At 44.9% G+C, this 19,340-nt stretch carries 17 protein-coding genes; all 17 read left to right on the plus strand.

Annotated elements, in window-relative coordinates; translation table 11 throughout:
* Window positions 1-34: 34 nt before the first annotated feature.
* The 17 genes from HLM86_RS00880 to HLM86_RS00960 all read left to right on the plus strand — a co-directional run bounded on the left by HLM86_RS00880 (window position 35) and on the right by HLM86_RS00960 (window position 19,334).
* Window positions 35-1,168, plus strand: coding sequence for a flagellin (locus HLM86_RS00880; protein ID WP_076585548.1), 1,134 nt, complete (start codon window positions 35-37; stop codon window positions 1,166-1,168).
* Between the two features lie 245 nt (window positions 1,169-1,413).
* A complete protein-coding gene (locus HLM86_RS00885; RefSeq protein ID WP_076585546.1) occupies window positions 1,414-2,547 on the plus strand; it encodes a flagellin in 1,134 nt (377 codons plus the stop codon).
* A gap of 229 nt (window positions 2,548-2,776) precedes the next feature.
* A complete protein-coding gene (locus HLM86_RS00890; RefSeq protein WP_076585544.1) occupies window positions 2,777-3,910 on the plus strand; it encodes a flagellin in 1,134 nt (377 codons plus the stop codon).
* 69 nt (window positions 3,911-3,979) lie between these two features.
* Window positions 3,980-4,408, plus strand: coding sequence for a flagellar protein FlaG (flaG, locus tag HLM86_RS00895; protein ID WP_076585542.1), 429 nt, complete (start codon window positions 3,980-3,982; stop codon window positions 4,406-4,408).
* Between the two features lie 20 nt (window positions 4,409-4,428).
* Window positions 4,429-6,453, plus strand: a complete 2,025-nt coding sequence (gene fliD / locus HLM86_RS00900; protein ID WP_170882162.1) for a flagellar filament capping protein FliD — start codon at window positions 4,429-4,431, stop codon at window positions 6,451-6,453.
* Window positions 6,437-6,760: a flagellar protein FliT gene (locus HLM86_RS00905; protein ID WP_076585538.1), complete on the plus strand. Its 324-nt coding sequence runs from the start codon at window positions 6,437-6,439 to the stop codon at window positions 6,758-6,760. Before fliD ends, HLM86_RS00905 begins: the two co-directional genes overlap by 17 nt.
* 11 nt (window positions 6,761-6,771) lie before the next feature.
* Window positions 6,772-7,182 (plus strand): flagellar export chaperone FliS, encoded by a 411-nt coding sequence (gene fliS / locus HLM86_RS00910; protein ID WP_076585536.1) that lies wholly within the window; start codon window positions 6,772-6,774, stop codon window positions 7,180-7,182.
* A gap of 250 nt (window positions 7,183-7,432) precedes the next feature.
* Window positions 7,433-8,899: a sigma-54 dependent transcriptional regulator gene (locus tag HLM86_RS00915; protein WP_170882161.1), complete on the plus strand. Its 1,467-nt coding sequence runs from the start codon at window positions 7,433-7,435 to the stop codon at window positions 8,897-8,899.
* A 123-nt stretch (window positions 8,900-9,022) separates the two neighbouring features.
* Window positions 9,023-10,084, plus strand: coding sequence for a sensor histidine kinase (locus HLM86_RS00920; protein ID WP_170882160.1), 1,062 nt, complete (start codon window positions 9,023-9,025; stop codon window positions 10,082-10,084).
* Window positions 10,084-11,484: a sigma-54-dependent transcriptional regulator gene (locus HLM86_RS00925; protein WP_076585530.1), complete on the plus strand. Its 1,401-nt coding sequence runs from the start codon at window positions 10,084-10,086 to the stop codon at window positions 11,482-11,484. The genes HLM86_RS00920 and HLM86_RS00925 overlap by 1 nt, the downstream gene beginning before the upstream one ends.
* Before the next feature lie 98 nt (window positions 11,485-11,582).
* Window positions 11,583-11,894, plus strand: a complete 312-nt coding sequence (fliE, locus tag HLM86_RS00930; protein WP_076585528.1) for a flagellar hook-basal body complex protein FliE — start codon at window positions 11,583-11,585, stop codon at window positions 11,892-11,894.
* A gap of 16 nt (window positions 11,895-11,910) precedes the next feature.
* Window positions 11,911-13,656, plus strand: a complete 1,746-nt coding sequence (gene fliF, locus HLM86_RS00935) for a flagellar basal-body MS-ring/collar protein FliF (RefSeq protein ID WP_076585526.1) — start codon at window positions 11,911-11,913, stop codon at window positions 13,654-13,656.
* The gene (gene fliG, locus HLM86_RS00940) at window positions 13,649-14,707 is read left to right on the plus strand and encodes a flagellar motor switch protein FliG (RefSeq protein ID WP_076585524.1); all 1,059 of its coding nucleotides are present in this window, start codon (window positions 13,649-13,651) and stop codon (window positions 14,705-14,707) included. Before fliF ends, fliG begins: the two co-directional genes overlap by 8 nt.
* Before the next feature lie 22 nt (window positions 14,708-14,729).
* The gene (fliH, locus tag HLM86_RS00945; protein ID WP_170882159.1) at window positions 14,730-15,530 is read left to right on the plus strand and encodes a flagellar assembly protein FliH; all 801 of its coding nucleotides are present in this window, start codon (window positions 14,730-14,732) and stop codon (window positions 15,528-15,530) included.
* The gene (gene fliI, locus HLM86_RS00950) at window positions 15,530-16,852 is read left to right on the plus strand and encodes a flagellar protein export ATPase FliI (protein ID WP_076585520.1); all 1,323 of its coding nucleotides are present in this window, start codon (window positions 15,530-15,532) and stop codon (window positions 16,850-16,852) included. The genes fliH and fliI overlap by 1 nt, the downstream gene beginning before the upstream one ends.
* A 6-nt stretch (window positions 16,853-16,858) precedes the next feature.
* Window positions 16,859-17,299: a flagellar export protein FliJ gene (gene fliJ / locus HLM86_RS00955; protein WP_076585518.1), complete on the plus strand. Its 441-nt coding sequence runs from the start codon at window positions 16,859-16,861 to the stop codon at window positions 17,297-17,299.
* 133 nt (window positions 17,300-17,432) lie between these two features.
* A complete protein-coding gene (locus HLM86_RS00960) occupies window positions 17,433-19,334 on the plus strand; it encodes a flagellar hook-length control protein FliK (protein WP_170882158.1) in 1,902 nt (633 codons plus the stop codon).
* The last annotated feature ends 6 nt before the right edge of the window (window positions 19,335-19,340 follow it).

Here is a 19,340-nt window from a genome sequence, read left to right on the forward strand (position 1 = left end):
TATATAGAAAGGCCTTAGAGGAATTTGTTCAAATATGTCTATCACGGTTAATACCAATGTTTCAGCAATGACGGCTCAGCGACACATGAGCAGCGCGACAAAGATGCTGAACCAATCCCTAGAAAGGCTGGCTTCTGGGTATCGTATTAACAGCGCTAAAGATGATGCGGCAGGGTTACAAATCTCCAATCGGTTAGAGTCTCAGATGCGTGGTTTGGATGTTGCTGTGCGGAATGCGAATGATGGTATTTCTATCATGCAGACTGCGGAAGGGGCAATGAACGAAACAACGAACCTTCTTCAACGCATGCGTGACCTTTCGTTACAATCAGCAAATGGTTCTAACAGTCATGCTGAAAGGGAAGCGCTACAAGAAGAAATGGCGGCTCTGAATGATGAATTAAACAGAATTGCTGAAACTACCTCTTTTGGTGGTCGAAAATTGCTCAATGGCACGTTTGAAAATGCATCGATGCAGATTGGTGCAAGTTCAGGAGAAGCGGTAAAAATCTCGTTGAAAAACCTGCGTTCTGATAGCTTGGAGATGGGTGGTTTTAGTTATCTGTCGGCTAAGAAAGCAAGCAGTAATTGGACGGTTTCTCAAGGTAGTCAGAGCTTAGTCATGCAATATACTGATGCTAATGGTCAGCAGGAATCGATTATAATTGACGCTAAAGTTGGTGACGATATTGAAGAGCTGGCCACTTATATTAACGGGCAGAGCTCTCAGGTTTCTGCATCGGTTAATGAAGAGGGACAGCTGCAATTGTTCATGGCTGGTGATGAAACTTCTGGGACAATTTCATTCTCTGGTGGTTTGGCTAGCGAATTGAATATGGGCTTGATGGGTTATGAAGTGATTGATAATCTAAATATTTCTAGCTCGGGAGGAGCACAAAGAGCGGTCTCTATCATAGATACTGCGTTGAGTTTTGTTGATAGTCACCGCGCTGAATTGGGCGCAATGCAGAATCGCTTTACGCATGCGATTAACAATCTTGACAATATCAATGAAAATCTAGCCTCATCGAATAGCCGCATAAAAGATACAGACTATGCGAAGGAAACGACTCAGCTCGTTAAGCAGCAAATCTTACAGCAGGTTAGTACATCCATTCTTGCACAAGCCAAACAGCAACCCAACCTTGCCTTGACCTTATTGGGTTAATTGTCAAAAAAGAAAATATTATCGACAGTCGCTGTCAAATCTTGAGCAAAAAATACATTATTTATACATTTTTTATTGTTTGGTTGTATTTTAACCATCAAGACCATTTTTTTTTAAAAAAACGAAGAATATTACTCAAGGTTTTCGAAAATGAGCCGTTAATAAAAGTAACTTTGAGAGAACTACTTTGGTTTTCCGAGACGTCGGAAACCGGTTAAATCGGAAAATCAAACGGAGAAATCACCATGGCAGTAAATGTAAACACCAACGTAGCAGCAATGACCGCACAGCGTTACCTAAATAGTGCAAATAACGCACAGCAATCTTCAATGGAACGTTTATCATCGGGCTTTAAGATTAATAGTGCTAAAGATGATGCAGCAGGTCTACAAATCTCTAACCGATTAAATGTTCAAAGTCGTGGTTTGGATGTCGCTGTACGTAATGCAAATGACGGTATCTCTATCGCTCAAACCGCTGAAGGTGCGATGAATGAATCAACCAATATTCTTCAACGTATGCGAGATTTGTCCCTTCAATCGGCGAATGGTTCAAACTCGAAATCTGAGCGAGTAGCGATTCAGGAAGAAGTGACAGCACTGAACGATGAACTTAACCGAATTGCTGAAACCACGTCATTTGGTGGTAACAAGCTACTTAATGGCACATTTTCCACAAAATCATTCCAGATTGGTTCTGATAATGGTGAAGCGGTCATGTTGACGCTCAATGACATGCGTTCTGATAACGTTGGAATGGGTGGTACGAGTTATCAGGCAGCAAATGGTAAAGACAAAGACTGGACAGTACAAGCGGGTGCCAATGATCTCGCGATTACCCTGACAGATACTGATGGTCAGCAGCAAACTATCAATATCAATGCTAAAGAAGGTGATGATATTGAAGAATTGGCAACCTACATCAACGGTCAAACAGATATGGTAAAAGCTTCTGTTGATGAAGAGGGTCAGTTACAAGTTTTTGCAGGAACAGACAAGGTTGATGGTGCAGTGACCTTTGGCGGTGGTTTAGCTGGCGAGTTAAGTATCGGTCAAGGTCAGGCAGTTACCGTTGATAGCATCAATGTGACTTCTGTAGGTGGAGCTCAAGAATCCGTAGGCATCATCGACTCAGCCTTGAAATATGTCGATAGCCACCGTGCACAGCTGGGGGCTTTCCAGAATAGATTTAGTCACGCAATCTCTAACTTAGATAACATCAACGAGAACGTGAATGCGTCTAAGAGCAGAATTAAAGATACCGACTTTGCTAAAGAAACGACATCACTCACGAAATCGCAGATTCTGTCTCAGGCTTCAAGTTCCATACTTGCTCAAGCAAAACAGACACCAAATGCGGCACTGAATCTTCTCGGATAAACGCATCCTTTAACGAAAAAAATCCAGCTTCGGCTGGATTTTTTTTATTTCTGCAAAATATTGATTTAAATAAAATTTCTAATCCTTCTTAGAAAACACGAGAAAAATGTTTAAATTTTCTCTAAAGGATATATTTACTCAGCCGTTACAAGACTGAGAGAAATGAGATGTACCAAAGTGAGGTGAGAGACGCTGAGGTGCATCATCCTTAATGCCTAAGGAGATCAATATGGCAATTAACGTAAACACTAACGTGTCTGCAATGACCGCTCAGAGATACTTAAACAGTGCATCTGACGGTATGCAAAAATCGATGGAGCGTCTATCGTCGGGGTACAAAATAAACAGTGCCCGTGATGATGCAGCAGGCCTTCAAATATCCAATCGTTTAACATCGCAAAGTCGTGGTCTTGACATGGCGGTGAAAAACGCAAACGACGGTATCTCAATTGCACAGACAGCTGAAGGTGCAATGAATGAGACAACCAATATCCTTCAAAGAATGCGTGATTTATCACTGCAGTCCTCTAATGGTTCCAACTCCCGTTCAGAACGGGTTGCGATTCAAGAAGAAGTCACGGCTCTGAACGATGAACTTAACCGAATTGCTGAAACCACGTCATTTGGTGGTAACAAACTGCTCAACGGTTCATTTGGGAGCCAATCATTCCAGATCGGTGCAGGTTCTGGTGAAGCTGTGATGCTTAGCATGGGTAATATGCGTTCTGATACCACAGAAATGGGCGGCAAAGCCTATGTCGCACAGCAAGGGACAGATGCAGATTGGGCCGTTTCTCAAGGTTCAACGGATTTGACTTTGGGCTATACTGATACCTATGGGGAAGCTCAGCAAATAACGATCAACGCAAAAGAAGGCGATGATATAGAGCAGCTTGCCACTTATATTAACGGTCAAAGTCAAGATGTGAAAGCCTCGGTTGGTGAAGAGGGGAAGTTGCAACTGTTTGCTGCCGAAAATAAGGTTGCTACCGACGTAACAATAGGTGGTGCTTTAGGTGGCGAAATTGGTTTTGGTGCTGCTGAAAATAGAACGGTCGCCGATGTTGATGTTTCAACGATTGCGGGGTCTCAGATGGCGGTCTCGGTCATTGATGGGGCACTCAAAACCGTTGATAGCCAAAGGGCTGAGCTTGGTGCTTTCCAAAATCGTTTTGGGCATGCTATCAGCAACCTTGAAAGCATTAACGAGAATGTGAACGCATCGCGCAGCCGAATCAGGGATACGGACTATGCAAAAGAAACGACTCAAATGACAAAGTCGCAGATTTTGCAACAGGCAGGTACTTCGGTTCTGGCTCAAGCAAAGCAGTCACCATCGGCAGCTCTTAGTTTGTTAGGTTAATTGACAGGTAGGAGCGAGCTTATTGGCGGTAATTTTATTACCGACCTCTAAGGTGGAAGGGAGATTGTTATGGAAATACCATCCAACACATCGAACATCCAGCCTTACAGCTCAGAAAGTGGCACTAAAATTGCTTCAAAATATGATGGTGCACAACACGTTCCCTCACAGAGAGAGCAGGTTTCAACTTCCGAGACGAGAAAACAAACGACGGAGGCCGTTGAGCAAGCGATTGAGGTATCTCAAAAGCGAGAAAAGCTTAACAGAGAAGAGCGGCAAAGAGTGGTACAACAGATGAATGAGTTTATCTCATCCATCAACACGGGCTTAGCTTTTCGGGTTGACGAAGAATCGGGGAGAGATGTCGTAACAATTTATGAAGCGGATACTGGCGATATTATTCGCCAAATACCCGATGAAGAAATGTTACAGATACTGCGGCGACTAAGGGAACAGACAGCCCGATATTCATCAGGGCTGGTGAACCAGACGGTATGAACATATTTTGAGGTGATTGAATGAGCTTTGGTCCTGTAGGGATGAATTCTGGTATGGATATCAATGCCATGGTCAGCAAAGTTGTTGATTCGGAGCGTGTACCAAAACAGCAACGAATCGACAATGAGCGCGACAAAATTGATTCTAGTATCAGTGCCTACGGCCGGCTCAGAGAGTCGCTGGATACGATGAAAAACTTGATGGCAAGTTTTAGGCAAGAAAAAGCCTTTGCCGCAAGAAAAGTAGAATCTACGGATGATACTGTTGTGTCCGCAACCGCAACCACTGATGCTATCGCTGGTAGATATGCTGTTGATGTGTTGCAGCTTGCTCAGGGTCATAAAATCGCATCTGATGTATTGCCTGATGATGCGAGGTTTGGCCCGGGTAAGCTGCAGATTGCGCTTGGTGATAAAAAGTTCACAGTAGAGGTAGAGGCCAAATCGACATTGGTCGATATTGTCCGTACGATTAATGGAGACAAAGCTAACTCAGGTGTTCGTGCCTCAGTCATTAATGATGTTGAAGGCCCGCGTCTTATTGTTGCTTCGAGTAATTCTGGTGAAAAAAATGCTCTGACAATGAGTGCAGATGCAACGCCAGACAATTTACTCAAAAAACTCGAATACAAAACACTGGAACAACGTGTTAAAGATCTTGAAAACGCTCGTTCTGTGGCGCAAGACTTAATCAATCCCCTTACTCCTGAAGAACAAGTCATTGCCGATAATATCGCTCAAAAGAATCTTGATGCGGCAAAGGTTGTCGATCAAGAAATTGCAGATACGTCCAAGCAAGCCGCAATCGCAGTCGATCCCAACGCAGCAAAAGACGCCAGTGCGAGCAATGCTCTATCGGATGTTGCTGCCGCTGCTGCCGCTGCTGCAGGGACAGCGGCAAATCAGTATTTGAAGCCAGAAGAGCGTATTCCCGGCTGGACAGAAACGGCATCAGGCACTTTGCTGGACTCTTACTGGGAGCCAGAGCCTCAGCTGGATGCTAAAGCGTTGGAAAAAGCGCCGGATATTCCTGGTTGGAGTATTACTGCTTCAGGTACTTTGACCGATTCATATGTCACTCCAAAGGAAGCTCAGGCGGCATTAGATGCTTATCAAACTGAGCTTGAAAATACACTGGCTCAAGAAAGCGCAGCTTTGCGAGCGCGTGTTGAGGCCGGAGAGCTGACCCCTGAGCAAGCGAAAGAAATAGAACGGGCACAATTACCTGAAGATGAGAGAACATTCTTAGACCGCATAGACAAAGCCCAGGCTGATCTTAAATCGGCTCAGGATTCTTTTGATGCTTATGATGGGATGAGTCAAGTACAGGCTGCTCAAGATGCAAAAGTGCTGCTTGATGGCGTTGCTCAGCTTGCCAGTGATAATAATATTATTGAAGATGCTATCGAAGGCGTGGATCTTACCCTCAAAGGGCGTTCAGAAATTGGAAAAACGCCGTCAGAAATCGATATTGAGTATGATCGTAGAAGCGTCCGAGATGATATTGAACAGTTTGTTGCTGCATACAATCAGTTTTATCAGATTTCTAAGGATTTATCTGGCGTTGACCCTCGAACGGGGATGGCAGGGCCTCTTGCGGGCGACAGTGTCGTACGAAGTGCAGATTCGCGGTTAAAATCTGTGTTTTCTTCAGCGGTAGAGCCCGCGCCGCAAGATTTAAAATCGTTAACAGAATTTGGAATCACCACAACTCGTCAAGGGACACTAGAAATCAATTACGATTTACTGGACCGTCAGTTAAATAACAACTTTAATAAACTGGAAGACTTCTTTGGTGGTAATCAAGGGTTTGCTAAAAAAGTAGAAGATGCCATTCAGGGCTTGACCGGCGTGACTGGTTCGATCCGAACCCGAGAGCGGAGTATGACAGAACGAAATTATCGTCTTGACGATAACCAATCCGCTTTGGATCGCCGCATGGATAGCCTAGAGAAGCGTACACACGCCAAATTTTCGGCGATGCAAGACGCAACATCCAATATGCAATCGCAATTAGCGGGTATGATGAATGCACTCAATGGATGACTTCTTGACTAACCTAGCATCTCTCTGTGATTTAGATCACGATATTGACAGTATTCTTGGGATGGAAGAGATAAATTCTGAAGAAATTACTCATCTGGTCGATAAGAGGGAACAAATATTGCTAACCTTGATCAGTACTATTGAGCAACACCAAGAGTTTGCGGAGTTGCAAGAATGGCAAATGGCCGTTCAGCGCACCCAACTCACAATAACGTTGATGCAAAAAAAAACGGCTGAACTTGGTCACCATTTACAAAAGTACCGTTATGGTAACAAGTCGGTACAGCAATACAAAAAATTTTTATAAAGAGGATTGTTATGCGTGGTTCATTACAGGCTTACAAGAAGGTATCGGTAGATAGCCAGCTCAGTGCTGCCTCCCCGCATAAAATAGTTCAAATGCTGATGGCGGGGGCCATAGAACGTCTAATTCAGGGAAAAGCAGCCATGGAACAGGGTAATATACCTGTTAAAGGCGAACGACTTGGAAAAGCGTTGGATATCATTATCAGTTTACGCAGTTGCTTATCTATGGATGATGGCGGAGAGATTGCGGAAAATTTAGATCAGCTTTACGAGTTTATGATCACTCAAATCACGGAAGCAAATCATAAAAACTCACCACAACCTCTTGATGATGTTATTGACATTATTCGTGAAATCAAAGCAGCTTGGGAGCAAATCCCACCTGAGTATCACAATTTGACCGCGACAGAGGTAGGCACCTAACGCCTACCTCAACTCTTGATGTGGTCGTGTCGTTTCATAACAAGCTTTTGGGGAAATGGTCACATCAGCCAATTGCTTGGTTGCCTTTATTTTTTTATCAAATAGAATAGAAAAACTTAGTAGCCCTGTGGCTTTTTTGTTGCTGAAATTTATTGATTGTCTATCGCTAATCATGATCTATAGTTAGGTTAGACGTTAGAACACTAATAACAGCCAAAACGTTTCAAGATAAAGGCAATAATTCTCCCCTATGCAAGGTTTAGCAAAGCTACTCGTGATCGAAGATGATGCACAAAAACGCATCAATCTAAGTAACATTTTAGAATTTGTCGGAGAGCAGTGTGAGTCCATTGACTCCGAGCAATTAGAGTATATCAACTGGTCAGATACGTGGGCTGGTTGTATTGTAGGTTCTCTTAAAGAGCAGAGTTTCCCTTCCGAGTTACAACAAAAATTATCTCAAGCCAATCATATCCCATTACTTGTCGTGGGCTCGCATCACTATCCGGTTGAATCATTGACGCAGTACGTTGGTGAATTGGAGTTTCCTCTTAATTTTCCACAAATGAGTGAAGCACTTCGCCATTGTAAAGACTTTCTTGGTCGCCATGGTGTTAGTCTGACGTCCAGTTCAAGAAAAAATACATTGTTCCGCAGTTTGGTTGGGCAAAGCTCGGGGATTAAAGAAGTCCGTCACCTTATCGAGCAGGTATCTACGACAGAGGCCAATGTTCTGATTCTTGGAGACTCAGGTACAGGCAAAGAAGTGGTGGCAAGAAACGTTCACTATCACTCTGCACGTAAAAGTGGACCATTTGTTCCGATTAATTGTGGCGCGATCCCTGCTGACCTTCTAGAAAGTGAATTGTTTGGTCATGAGAAAGGTGCATTTACCGGGGCCATTACCTCCAGAAAGGGGCGATTTGAACTTGCGGAAGGCGGCACCTTGTTTCTTGATGAAATCGGTGACATGCCAATGCCAATGCAAGTTAAATTATTGCGTGTATTGCAAGAGCGATGTTTTGAGCGTGTTGGAGGGAATTCTACTATTCGTGTGAACGTAAGAGTGATTGCTGCAACTCACCGTGATTTGGATAATATGATATCTGAGGAATCTTTTCGGGAAGACCTTTTTTATCGACTCAATGTCTTTCCTATTGAAATGCCAGCGCTTCGTGACCGATTAGAAGATATTCCGTTACTACTTCAAGAATTGATGACTCGACTTGAGTCTGAAGGGGCTCAGCCGATTTACTTCACTCCGCGCTCTATCAATTCCCTGATGGAGCATGATTGGCCAGGGAATGTTAGAGAGTTGGCTAATCTTGTGGAACGTATGATTATCTTGTATCCAAATAGTATGGTCGATGTCAATCATCTTCCAACGAAGTACCGGTATACCGATATCCCTGAGTTTCAGCCGGAAAACAATGTATTCATTTCAGTTGAAGAGCAGGAAAGAGAAGTCCTGCAAGATATTTTTTCTGAGGAATTCACTGTTGGAGAACCGAATGGTTTGCTAGAGAATGCCCATTCTGCACAAGATTTACCTCCTGAAGGGGTCAATCTTAAAGAGATGTTAGCGGAGCTTGAGGTGACTATGATTAATCAGGCACTTGAAGCGCAAGCTGGTGTGGTAGCAAGAGCTGCAGACATGCTCGGAATGCGCAGAACAACATTAGTTGAAAAAATGCGTAAGTATAATGTTGAGCGCTAGTATCGTCAGTTTCTAACCTGTCAAAATATCGACTTTCAATTAACCTTTTGAAATTAAAAGAAAATAGCCCGGCTTGCTTCTTGCATGTCAGGCTATTGTAGTTTTTTGAGGCAGAAATACGACATGCAATCAGCTAAGGTGACCATGAGTCCGAAACCACTTGGGACATTAGAAGAACAAGTCGAACGTTACAAGCAAGTGTTAGATGTTATGCCGGCAGGCGTGATACTGCTTGATACGCAAGGCGTTGTTCATGAGGCGAACCCTGAAGCCTTACGTTTACTCGAAACGGATCTGGTTGGTCACAAATGGTTTGACGTTATTCAGCAGGCGTTTGCGCCGCGTGATGATGATGGACATGAAATATCCCTACGTAATGGCCGAAAAGTAAGGTTGGCGATATCCGCGTCAGCGACAGGTCAGCTCATTTTAATTACTGATTTAACTGAAACACGCTTATTACAATCACGTATTAGTGATTTGCAGCGTTTATCTTCGTTGGGCAGAATGGTTGCTTCTCTGGCTCATCAGGTTAGAACGCCGCTCTCCAGCGCGATGCTTTATGCCTCAAATTTAAGCGCCCCCAATTTACCTCCCGTGACCAAAGATCGGTTTCAGAGCAAGTTAATGGATCGGCTGCAAGACTTAGAGAAACAAGTCAATGACATGCTGCTTTTCGCAAAAGGGGGAGATAATAAAGTGGTTCAACCTTTTACTCTCTCAGAGTTGGTTGATGAATTTTCACCAATGATCGAAACGGCCCTTAAGAATAATCACATTGACTATCACCTAGAAGTAGAACAAGAAGATACCCAACTTTTTGGTAATTCAAATGCTATTGCTTCGGCTCTTAGCAACCTAGTGATGAATGCCATTCAGATATCAGGTAAAGACGCGCAAGTTGATGTTTTTTTTCGTCCTGTCAACAACGAGTTGAAGATATCGGTGCAGGATAGCGGACCTGGTGTACCCAAAGAGCTAAAAAATAAAATAATGGAACCTTTCTTTACGACTCGTTCGCAAGGGACAGGACTGGGTTTGGCTGTTGTGCAAATGGTCTGTCGCGCGCATGAAGGCAAACTAGAATTGATTTCTGAGGAAGGCGATGGTGCATGTTTCACAATGTGTATTCCTCTTGGGCGTGCGGCGCATGCTGACCACGATACAATGGATGGAGAAAGATAATGGCACAAAGTAAAGTACTGATCGTAGAGGATGACGAAGGTCTTCGTGAGGCCTTAGTCGACACTTTGGCATTGGCCGGATATGAGTGGTTAGAAGCAGACAGTGCTGAGGATGCGCTGGTTAAACTTAAAACTGAATCCGTTGATATTATTGTATCTGATATCCAAATGTCGGGTATGGGGGGGTTAGCGTTATTGCGCAGTGTTAAGCAGCATTGGCCTAACTTGCCTGTGCTTTTGATGACGGCCTACGCTAATATCGAAGATGCCGTTTCGGCCATGAAGGATGGCGCTATCGACTATATGGCGAAACCGTTTGCACCGGAAGTTTTGCTCAATATGGTTAGCCGTTATGCTCCGGTCAAATCAGACGATAATGGGGATGCGATCGTCGCTGATGAAAAAAGCCTAAAACTTTTGGCCATGGCAGATAAAGTTGCCAAGACAGATGCTAATGTCATGGTGCTTGGCCCGAGTGGTTCGGGCAAAGAAGTCATGTCTCGTTATATCCATAATGCTTCCCAAAGAAAAGAAGGGGCATTTGTTGCGATTAACTGTGCCGCCATTCCCGATAATATGCTGGAAGCGACTTTGTTTGGGTACGAAAAAGGCGCGTTCACTGGGGCTGTTCAAGCATGCCCAGGGAAATTTGAACAAGCCCAGGGTGGGACGATCTTACTCGATGAAATCAGTGAGATGGATCTTAATTTGCAGGCAAAGCTGTTGCGGGTATTGCAGGAACGAGAAGTCGAACGCTTGGGAAGCCGAAAAAGCATCAAGTTGGATGTTCGTGTTCTTGCGACCAGCAATCGAGATCTTAAACTTTATGTTCAAGATGGAAATTTCCGAGAAGATTTGTATTACCGTTTAAATGTTTTTCCAATCGCTTGGCCTGCTTTGTGTGAACGCAAAGGAGATATACCACCTCTAGCCACCCACTTGGTCGAGCGGCATTGTAAGAAGCAAGGGCTGCCTGTCCCGACACTTTCAGAAGAGGCGATGGGGAAATTATTATCATATTCTTGGCCGGGCAATGTTCGTGAACTGGATAACGTTGTTCAAAGAGCCTTGATTCTCAGTGAGAATGGCCGTATTACCAGCGATCACGTACTTTTGGAAGGGCTTGATTGGCAGGACGCTGGAAGTTTACAGCAAGTGGTTGAAACCGGTGATATAGGCGTGCCATATATTGCACCCGTAGCGGAGTTAGAGAATCCATTTGCTAATGGCGCAGGCCTAGGAGGTGAACTCCGAGAGCAAGAATATGCGATCATTTTAGAAACATTGTCAGAATGTAATGGACGCCGTAAAGAAATGGCGGAAAAACTGGGTATTAGCCCGCGAACATTGCGATATAAGTTAGCTAAAATGCGTGATTCAGGGATTGATATTCCAAACTGAAGTGTTAATTTTACTTTTATCATTGGTAATGGCACGTTGATTGCAGCGTCATATTTATAACGTACATATTAGTCAAAGAGTTGACTTTCGAGGTTTCGATGAAAATTGATGGTTTCCAAAGTGATCTGCAAGCCATGATGTTTGAAGCAATGAATACACAGCCAGCGGCAACCGGGCAGAAAGTCGGCGCTGATTTTGGCGCTTTGCTCAATAATGCTATCAATAACGTCAATGGATTGTCTAAAACCTCCAGCAATTTGCAAATGCGATTTGATCGGGGTGATGAGGATGTCTCTCTATCGGACGTAATGATTGCCAGAAATAAATCCAGCGTTGCATTTGAGGCAACGATTCAAGTACGCAACAAACTCGTTGAAGCGTATAAAGAATTGATGAACATGCCAGTATAACAAGTAGGTAAAGCCTGTGGTCGAGCAAAATCAGTCAACCGATCTCGCTGTCGCCGATGGTGGTGCAGACACTGCGATGGTTGCAACACCAACTTTAGATGATGACATCCAAAATACTGATTTGGATGAGCAGAGCTCATCTAAATTTGATATGGCCGTCGGCGATTTGGATTTAATGCGTCAGGTGGTCCTTGTCGTATCAATCTCTATCTGTGTTGCTTTGATTGTCATGTTGTTCTTTTGGGTAAAAGAACCAGAAATGCGTCCATTGGGGGTATACGATACTGAAGAATTGATCCCAGTTTTAGATTACCTTGATCAGCAAAAAATTGATTACAAACTTGATGGGAATACCATCACTGTCCCTGCGTCTGAATACAACTCGCTCAAACTGGACATGGTTCGTGCCGGCCTAAATAATGAAAAACGGGCAGGCGACGAAATATTATTGCAGGACATGGGCTTTGGTGTTTCACAGAGATTAGAGCAAGAACGCCTCAAACTGAGCCGAGAGCGTCAGTTGTCAAAAGCCATTGAAGAAATGAAGCAGGTTCGGAAAGCACGAGTGTTACTCGCTTTACCGAAACAAAGTGTGTTTGTAAGACATAATCAAGAAGCCTCTGCCTCCGTTTTTCTTACGCTGCGTACCGGAACCTCATTAAAGCAAGAAGAAGTGGACTCTGTTGTTGATATGGTGGCGAGCGCTGTCCCTGGCATGAAGCCAACGCGTATAACCGTTACTGACCAACATGGCCGATTACTCAGCTCTGGCTCGCAAGACCCAGCTTCTGCCGCTCGTCGTAAAGAACATGAACTGGAGCGTAAGCAAGAGCAAGCGTTAAGAGAAAAAATAGATTCGGTTCTTATCCCAATTCTAGGATTTGGCAATTACACCGCTCAGGTCGATATCCAGCTCGATTTTAGCGCAGTAGAACAGACACGTAAGCAGTTTGACCCCAATACCCCGTCGACGAGAAGCGAATACACTCTCGAAGACTATAATAATGGTAACGTTGTTGCAGGAGTTCCCGGAGCTCTGAGTAACCAGCCACCCGCTGATGCCTCTATCCCTCAAGATGTGGCACAAATGAAAGATGGGTCGTTGTTAGGTCAAGGGTCAGTGCATAAGGAGGCAACGCGTAATTACGAGTTGGATACCACGATCAGTCATGAACGACGTCAGACGGGCATCGTTAATCGTCAAACTGTAGCGGTTGCGATCAAGGATCGAGCTATTGTCAATCCAGAGACTGGAGACAAAACGTATCAACCTTTATCGGACGCTCAGTTGCAGTCGGTCCGTCAGGTGTTAATTGGTGCGGTTGGTTTCAACGAAAATCGCGGGGATTTGCTCAATGTATTAAGCATGCAGTTTGCTGAACCAGAAATGGAAGTTATGACAGATGTGCCTATTTGGGAACACCCTAACTTCAATGACTGGATTCGTTGGTTCGCAAGCGCGCTAGTGATCATTGTGGTGATTCTTGTGTTGGTTCGCCCAGCGATGAAAAAGCTCCTCAACCCAGCTTCGGATGAAGACGACCAGCTTTACGGACCGGATGGTTTGCCGATTGGGGCAGATGGAGAAACCAGCTTGATTGGCAGTGACATGGATGGAGGTGACCTATTTGAATTTGGGTCAGGTATAGATTTACCTAACCTTCATAAAGATGAAGATGTGCTGAAAGCAGTTCGGGCACTGGTAGCAAATGAGCCAGAACTAGCCGCACAAGTTGTGAAAAATTGGATGGAAGATGCCTAACGAAGTCGCACCTCAGGGAGAAAACGGTGGCGAAGTAACAGAGAACACCGTGGATATAGAATCAATACCGGGCGAAGAACGCGCAGCAATACTATTACTCAGTTTGAATGAGGAAGACGCTGCGGGAATAATACGCCATTTAGAACCTAAACAAGTTCAGCGTGTGGGTAGTGCTATGGCCCGAGCCACCGACCTCAGCCAAGAAAAGGTGGGTGCAGTCCACCGCGCTTTTCTTGAAGATATTCAAAAATATACCAACATCGGTATGGGTAGTGAAGACTTTATGCGTAATGCCCTTGTTGCGGCATTAGGTGAAGATAAAGCGAATAACTTGGTGGACCAAATTTTGCTCGGAACTGGTTCTAAAGGGCTGGATTCTTTGAAATGGATGGATCCGCGCCAAGTGGCTAGCATAATTCTCAACGAACACCCTCAAATTCAAACGATCGTATTATCCTACCTAGAACCGGATCAGTCAGCAGAAATCTTGACTCAGTTCGCTGAACGTGATCGGCTTGATTTAATGATGCGAATTGCCAATCTCGAAGAAGTTCAGCCTTCAGCGTTAGCGGAGCTCAATGAGATCATGGAGAAACAATTTGCAGGTCAAGCGGGGGCTCAGGCTGCAAAAATTGGTGGCTTAAAAGCTGCAGCAGAGATCATGAACTACATGGATAACAGCATGGAAGGTATCCTTATTGATCAAATGCGTGATCAAGATGAAGACATGGCGACCCAGATTCAGGATCTAATGTTTGTATTTGAAAATCTTATCGAAGTTGATGATTCAGGCATTCAGAAACTGTTGCGTGATGTTCCGCAGGATGCCTTGCAACGTGCACTGAAAGGGGCTGATGAAGCGCTGCGCGAGAAAATTTTCAAAAATATGTCCAAACGTGCTGCTGAGATGATGCGTGATGATCTCGAAGCGATGGCTCCGATTAAAGTCTCTGATGTAGAGTCAGCACAAAAAGAAGTGTTGGCTGTTGCGCGTCGTATGGCCGATTCGGGTGAAATTATGCTTGGCGGCGGTGCCGATGAGTTCCTGTAAATAACAAGTGAGTAAGGTCTCTATGTCTGGGGAAAGAAAACGTGGTTTTTTACGTTTAGAAAGTGATGAAGAAATTCTCAAGCCCGAGCGTTGGGGAATGCCTGATTATACATCGCAGACTCAAAAGATGGCGAAAGAGACGGCGATGAACTATGACCCAAGCTGGATGCCATTGCCTGCTGTGTCAGAAGAAGAAAAACCAACAGAACTCACTGCTGAAGATATAGAGGAAATTAAGCAGCAGGCTTATCAAGAAGGCCTACATCAAGGGCAAGAAGCGGGTTTTAAACAGGGTTACGACAAAGGCAAAGAACAAGGGCTAGACGAAGGCCACCAAGAAGGACTCGAATCGGGTAAAGCCGAAGGTATGGATGCGGGTCAGGCGATTATTCATCAACAAGTTCAGACATTTGTCACACTGGCCGACCAGTTCTCGCAACCGCTTGAACTTATGAACGCTCAAGTCGAAAAACAATTAGTGGATATGGTGCTGACGTTAGTCAAAGAAGTGGTTCGAGTTGAAGTTCAAACCAGTCCTCAAGTGATTTTAGATACTATCAAGCAATCTGTGGAGTCTTTGCCTATTTCAGGCCATGCCATCGTATTTAAACTGCATCCGGAAGATGTGGAGATTGTGCATTCTTCTTATGGAAAAGAAGCGCTGGAATCTCGTTGTTGGACGCTCATGACTGAGCCTGCACTCAACCGAGGTGATGTACAAATTGAAGCGGGTGAGTCCAGCGTCAACTATCGACTCGAAGAGCGAATTCGCAGCGTGCTTCAAAATTTTTGCGGCGTGAACCGACATCAAGGTGGTGAATAATGTTGCCCTTGGCTGAGCGCCTGTCCCAGTATCAATCCCAAGGTTTAACGTGTCGAGCTGTGGCCTCAGGAAAGTTAGTAAGAGTTGTTGGATTGACCCTCGAAGCAACAGGTTGTAGGGCGCCGATTGGTAGCTTGTGTAAAGTAGAAACGATGCATGGTGACATGGAAGCGGAAGTGGTCGGTTTCTCAGGCGACAACCTGTACCTCATGCCAAGTGAACAAATTACTGGGATACTCCCTGGTGCTAGAGTGACACCTTTGACGACTGAAACAGGCTTACCTGTTGGAATGGAGTTATTGGGAAGAGTCATTGATGGTGTCGGCAACCCTATCGATGGGCTTGGGCCCATTTACACCGAAAGGCGAGCGGCTTTTAATGCAGACCCCATCAATCCTCTGGCGCGCAAGCCTATTTCTGAACCACTCGATGTAGGAATCAAAGCAATTAATGGTTTACTAACCGTGGGAAAAGGTCAGCGTATCGGCCTTTTTGCAGGCTCTGGGGTGGGTAAATCCGTGACCTTAGGCATGATGACCCGAGGAACAACGGCGCAGGTTGTTGTGGTCGGATTGATAGGAGAGCGTGGCCGTGAGGTGAAGGAGTTTATCGAAGAAATTTTAGGGGTAGATGGTCGTCAGCGTTCGGTTGTTGTTGCTGCACCGGCAGATTCCTCCCCTCTCATGCGATTAAAAGGTTGTCAAACCGCTCTAACGATTGCGGAGTACTTTCGTGACCAAGGTTTAGACGTTCTTTTGCTCATGGATTCTCTCACGCGTTTTGCACAAGCTCAGCGGGAAATCGCTTTGTCGGTTGGAGAGCCACCTGCCACTAAGGGTTACCCACCTTCTGTGTTTGCCAAGTTACCTGCGTTGGTTGAGAGGGCTGGAAATGGCAATCTAGATCAAGGTTCAATTACCGCTTTCTTTACGGTACTCACTGAAGGGGATGACCTTCAGGACCCGATTGCAGATGCGTCAAGAGCAATTCTTGATGGGCATATCATCCTGTCTCGGGAGATGGCGGATGCTGGACACTACCCCGCTATTGATGTTGAAAAGTCCGTTAGTCGTGTTATGCCGCAGATCACCTCTGAGGAACAAATGCTGATGTCTAAAGCTGTCCGTCAGGTTCTCTCTATTTGCAGAAAAAATCAAGATCTTGTGTCGATTGGTGCTTATAAACCAGGTTCAGATCCAGCGATAGACAGTGCATTTACGTTGAAGCCGCGTTTGGATGCTTACTTACAGCAAACGATGAAAGAGACGGTGCCTTACAGTATGTGTATCAATATGTTAAGCCATCTCTTGCAAGGGGAGTAGTGCTGAATGGACGATGCGTTAAGCTTCCTTTTGGATCAGGCAAACCAGCGCGAAAATGATGCGGTGCTGGCATTGAGCCAAGCTCGAGTAGAGTTGGAAGGTTATTATCAACAATTGGAGCAGATCGAAACTTACCGCGTTGATTATTGCAACCAATTGATAGAACGGGGTAAAAAGGGTTTGTCGGCTAGCGAATATAGTCATCTCAATCGCTTTTTGACAACGCTGGATGAAACGTTATCTAAGCAGAAGCAAGCAGAGGCTCATTTTAAGTCGCAAGTGGAAAGCTGTGAGCAAAACTGGTTTGAATGTCGGAAGCAACGTCGTTCTTATGAATGGCTCATTGAAAAAAAACAGGCAGAAAAAGTGCGTCGGCAAAATGTTTTAGAACAAAAGCAAATGGATGATTTTTCCACACTAAGATATTCACGTCGATCGACTAATTAATATCACACTCAATCGCTAATTACATTTGTTCTATTGGCCCAATTTTTGCTTGTTTACATGAAGAACGGCGGTTCGAAGTAAAAAGAGTGGTTTATCTGCCGCCATTGACATCAACCTCGTGCGAGAGATTTATATGAATGTGAACCTACCACCAGTGTCAGAGACATCTAAAGTTGCCGCCTCTTCGGCCACGTCAGCTGAGGCTGGCGAGGAGGTGACGCAGGCAGAAGGTTTCTTTGCTAAATTGGCAGCCCTTATCAAAGGCGACACTTCAGACGTCATCGCATCAGACTCTGAAGGCGGTGAGAGTGATCAACAAGGTAGCGAAAGCACCAAGGTGTTGCTAGATCAGGAAACTGAAATTGTCAGTGACGCGCCTTCTGAAGAGAAGGATTCGCAAGAGATAAGTGATAAAGCTCAATCAGCACTTGCATCTGACAACCCTCCACCGGTTGAACTGTTGTCTTCGGAAGAGGTGGTCTTGTCTGGGGGTTCCGACCAATTACTGATGGCAGATGGTCATACGGATAAAAACAGCAAAGCAGAGAAAATTGTCTCTGAAAATGAGGCGTTGCTTGGGCGTTTAGATGATGCCAATAAAGCGTTACAGCCGAAAGACGGCAATGAATTGCCACAAAAACTGAGACAGAAAAGTATCGATGAGGACGTCAGTAAGGTAATAACGTCTGATGAACGCCATCGACAAGCTCTACCCCTCGAAATCGAGGACCTTGGGTCCACCACCGACGAAAAGATCATTGAATCTCAGGCTTTGATTCAAACGCTAGAGATACCTCAAGATGCAAAACGTTTTGTTGAAACAGAAAACAAAGTTCTAGCTCCAACCCCAGTGACCATTGATGATCAAGCTGGCGATATAAATGCGGCGATCATAAATCAAACCGTTAAGAGTGAGCTTGGGCAAGAATTGACTCTTTCTGAAATTGAGTATGTTAAAGAGCAGCTTAAATCCCAAGGTATGTCGGAGACCGAAATACAACAAGTGGTATTGGCCGTTCAAGCTAAAATGACCACTGTCAAAGATATTGATACCGATGGTAATCAACAACCATTAACGTCAGGTAAGCTCACTCAGCCCGTACCGAGTATTAAAAATGAGGCGGTAGCTGTTGCTGCGGGAACTGCAGCAACGGCTACTGCCATACCTTGGGGGGCGTCATCGGCGGAATTGCTGAGTGATGATCCTGCGGTACAATCTGACATGAAAACAAAAACACAGCCAGCCCAACTGGCACAGTCAGTGCAACAAGCTCTGAGTTCGAATAGCCAACAATTGCCTTCTACGCAACCTTCCCTCCAGCAAGTTCAGCCGTCTACTGCGATACCCTTACCGAATGAATTAGTTGTTAGTCAGATCCAGAATACAGCGGTTTCACCAGCAGCAAGTGAGCACGCTTTACTAAAAGCCGCTCTTGGTGCAAAAGCGACCAGTCAACTTGGCAAATTCGTTACTGGAGAAGGCAGCCTAGGGGAGGCTAAAGAAACCAGCTTTGCCCAACAACTTTCTCAGGTTTCTGGTCAGCAAAGTTTGACCGCTCAGAGCCCAATTCGCGCTGATCAGCAGGTTGCCCAAGCGCCTTTACAGTTAAACCGAGATTTGGCGGGAGAACAGGTCGCTGAGCGGGTACAGATGATGATGTCTAAGAACCTCAAGAATATCGATATTCGGCTTGACCCTCCTGAGTTAGGGAGGCTCCAGATTCGAATGAGTATGACAGGAGAAGGAGCCACGGTGCATTTTACGGTCGCCAACCAGCAAGCTCGTGATGTGCTTGAACAATCGATGCCGCGCCTTCGAGAAATGCTTGCCCAGCAAGGTTTACAACTTGGTGAATCTTCCGTTCAACAACAGTCGTCAGGCCATCAGCAAACCCGTAACGGGGCAGAGAACAATGTGGCAAATGGTCAAGGCAGCAGCAATCAAGATTTTTCAGGTGAAGAAAACCTTGAACCTGACATCAATCTTGATTTGAATGTCGCAACAAAGCGTGATGGAATTAGTTATTACGCTTAAACTTTA

It is taken from the genome of Vibrio ostreicida (genome assembly GCF_013074385.2).
GTDB classification, from domain to species: domain Bacteria; phylum Pseudomonadota; class Gammaproteobacteria; order Enterobacterales; family Vibrionaceae; genus Vibrio; species Vibrio ostreicida.

What these genes read in the sequence shown, in the direction of transcription:
- HLM86_RS00880 (WP_076585548.1), top strand. Translation starts at nt 35, where the DNA reads ATGTCTATCACGGTTAATACCAATGTTTCAGCAATGACGGCTCAGCGA.
- HLM86_RS00885 (WP_076585546.1), top strand. Translation starts at nt 1,414, where the DNA reads ATGGCAGTAAATGTAAACACCAACGTAGCAGCAATGACCGCACAGCGT.
- HLM86_RS00890 (WP_076585544.1), top strand. Translation starts at nt 2,777, where the DNA reads ATGGCAATTAACGTAAACACTAACGTGTCTGCAATGACCGCTCAGAGA.
- flaG (WP_076585542.1), top strand. Translation starts at nt 3,980, where the DNA reads ATGGAAATACCATCCAACACATCGAACATCCAGCCTTACAGCTCAGAA.
- fliD (WP_170882162.1), top strand. Translation starts at nt 4,429, where the DNA reads ATGAGCTTTGGTCCTGTAGGGATGAATTCTGGTATGGATATCAATGCC.
- HLM86_RS00905 (WP_076585538.1), top strand. Translation starts at nt 6,437, where the DNA reads ATGCACTCAATGGATGACTTCTTGACTAACCTAGCATCTCTCTGTGAT.
- fliS (WP_076585536.1), top strand. Translation starts at nt 6,772, where the DNA reads ATGCGTGGTTCATTACAGGCTTACAAGAAGGTATCGGTAGATAGCCAG.
- HLM86_RS00915 (WP_170882161.1), top strand. Translation starts at nt 7,433, where the DNA reads ATGCAAGGTTTAGCAAAGCTACTCGTGATCGAAGATGATGCACAAAAA.
- HLM86_RS00920 (WP_170882160.1), top strand. Translation starts at nt 9,023, where the DNA reads ATGCAATCAGCTAAGGTGACCATGAGTCCGAAACCACTTGGGACATTA.
- HLM86_RS00925 (WP_076585530.1), top strand. Translation starts at nt 10,084, where the DNA reads ATGGCACAAAGTAAAGTACTGATCGTAGAGGATGACGAAGGTCTTCGT.
- fliE (WP_076585528.1), top strand. Translation starts at nt 11,583, where the DNA reads ATGAAAATTGATGGTTTCCAAAGTGATCTGCAAGCCATGATGTTTGAA.
- fliG (WP_076585524.1), top strand. Translation starts at nt 13,649, where the DNA reads ATGCCTAACGAAGTCGCACCTCAGGGAGAAAACGGTGGCGAAGTAACA.
- fliH (WP_170882159.1), top strand. Translation starts at nt 14,730, where the DNA reads ATGTCTGGGGAAAGAAAACGTGGTTTTTTACGTTTAGAAAGTGATGAA.
- fliI (WP_076585520.1), top strand. Translation starts at nt 15,530, where the DNA reads ATGTTGCCCTTGGCTGAGCGCCTGTCCCAGTATCAATCCCAAGGTTTA.
- fliJ (WP_076585518.1), top strand. Translation starts at nt 16,859, where the DNA reads ATGGACGATGCGTTAAGCTTCCTTTTGGATCAGGCAAACCAGCGCGAA.
- HLM86_RS00960 (WP_170882158.1), top strand. Translation starts at nt 17,433, where the DNA reads ATGAATGTGAACCTACCACCAGTGTCAGAGACATCTAAAGTTGCCGCC.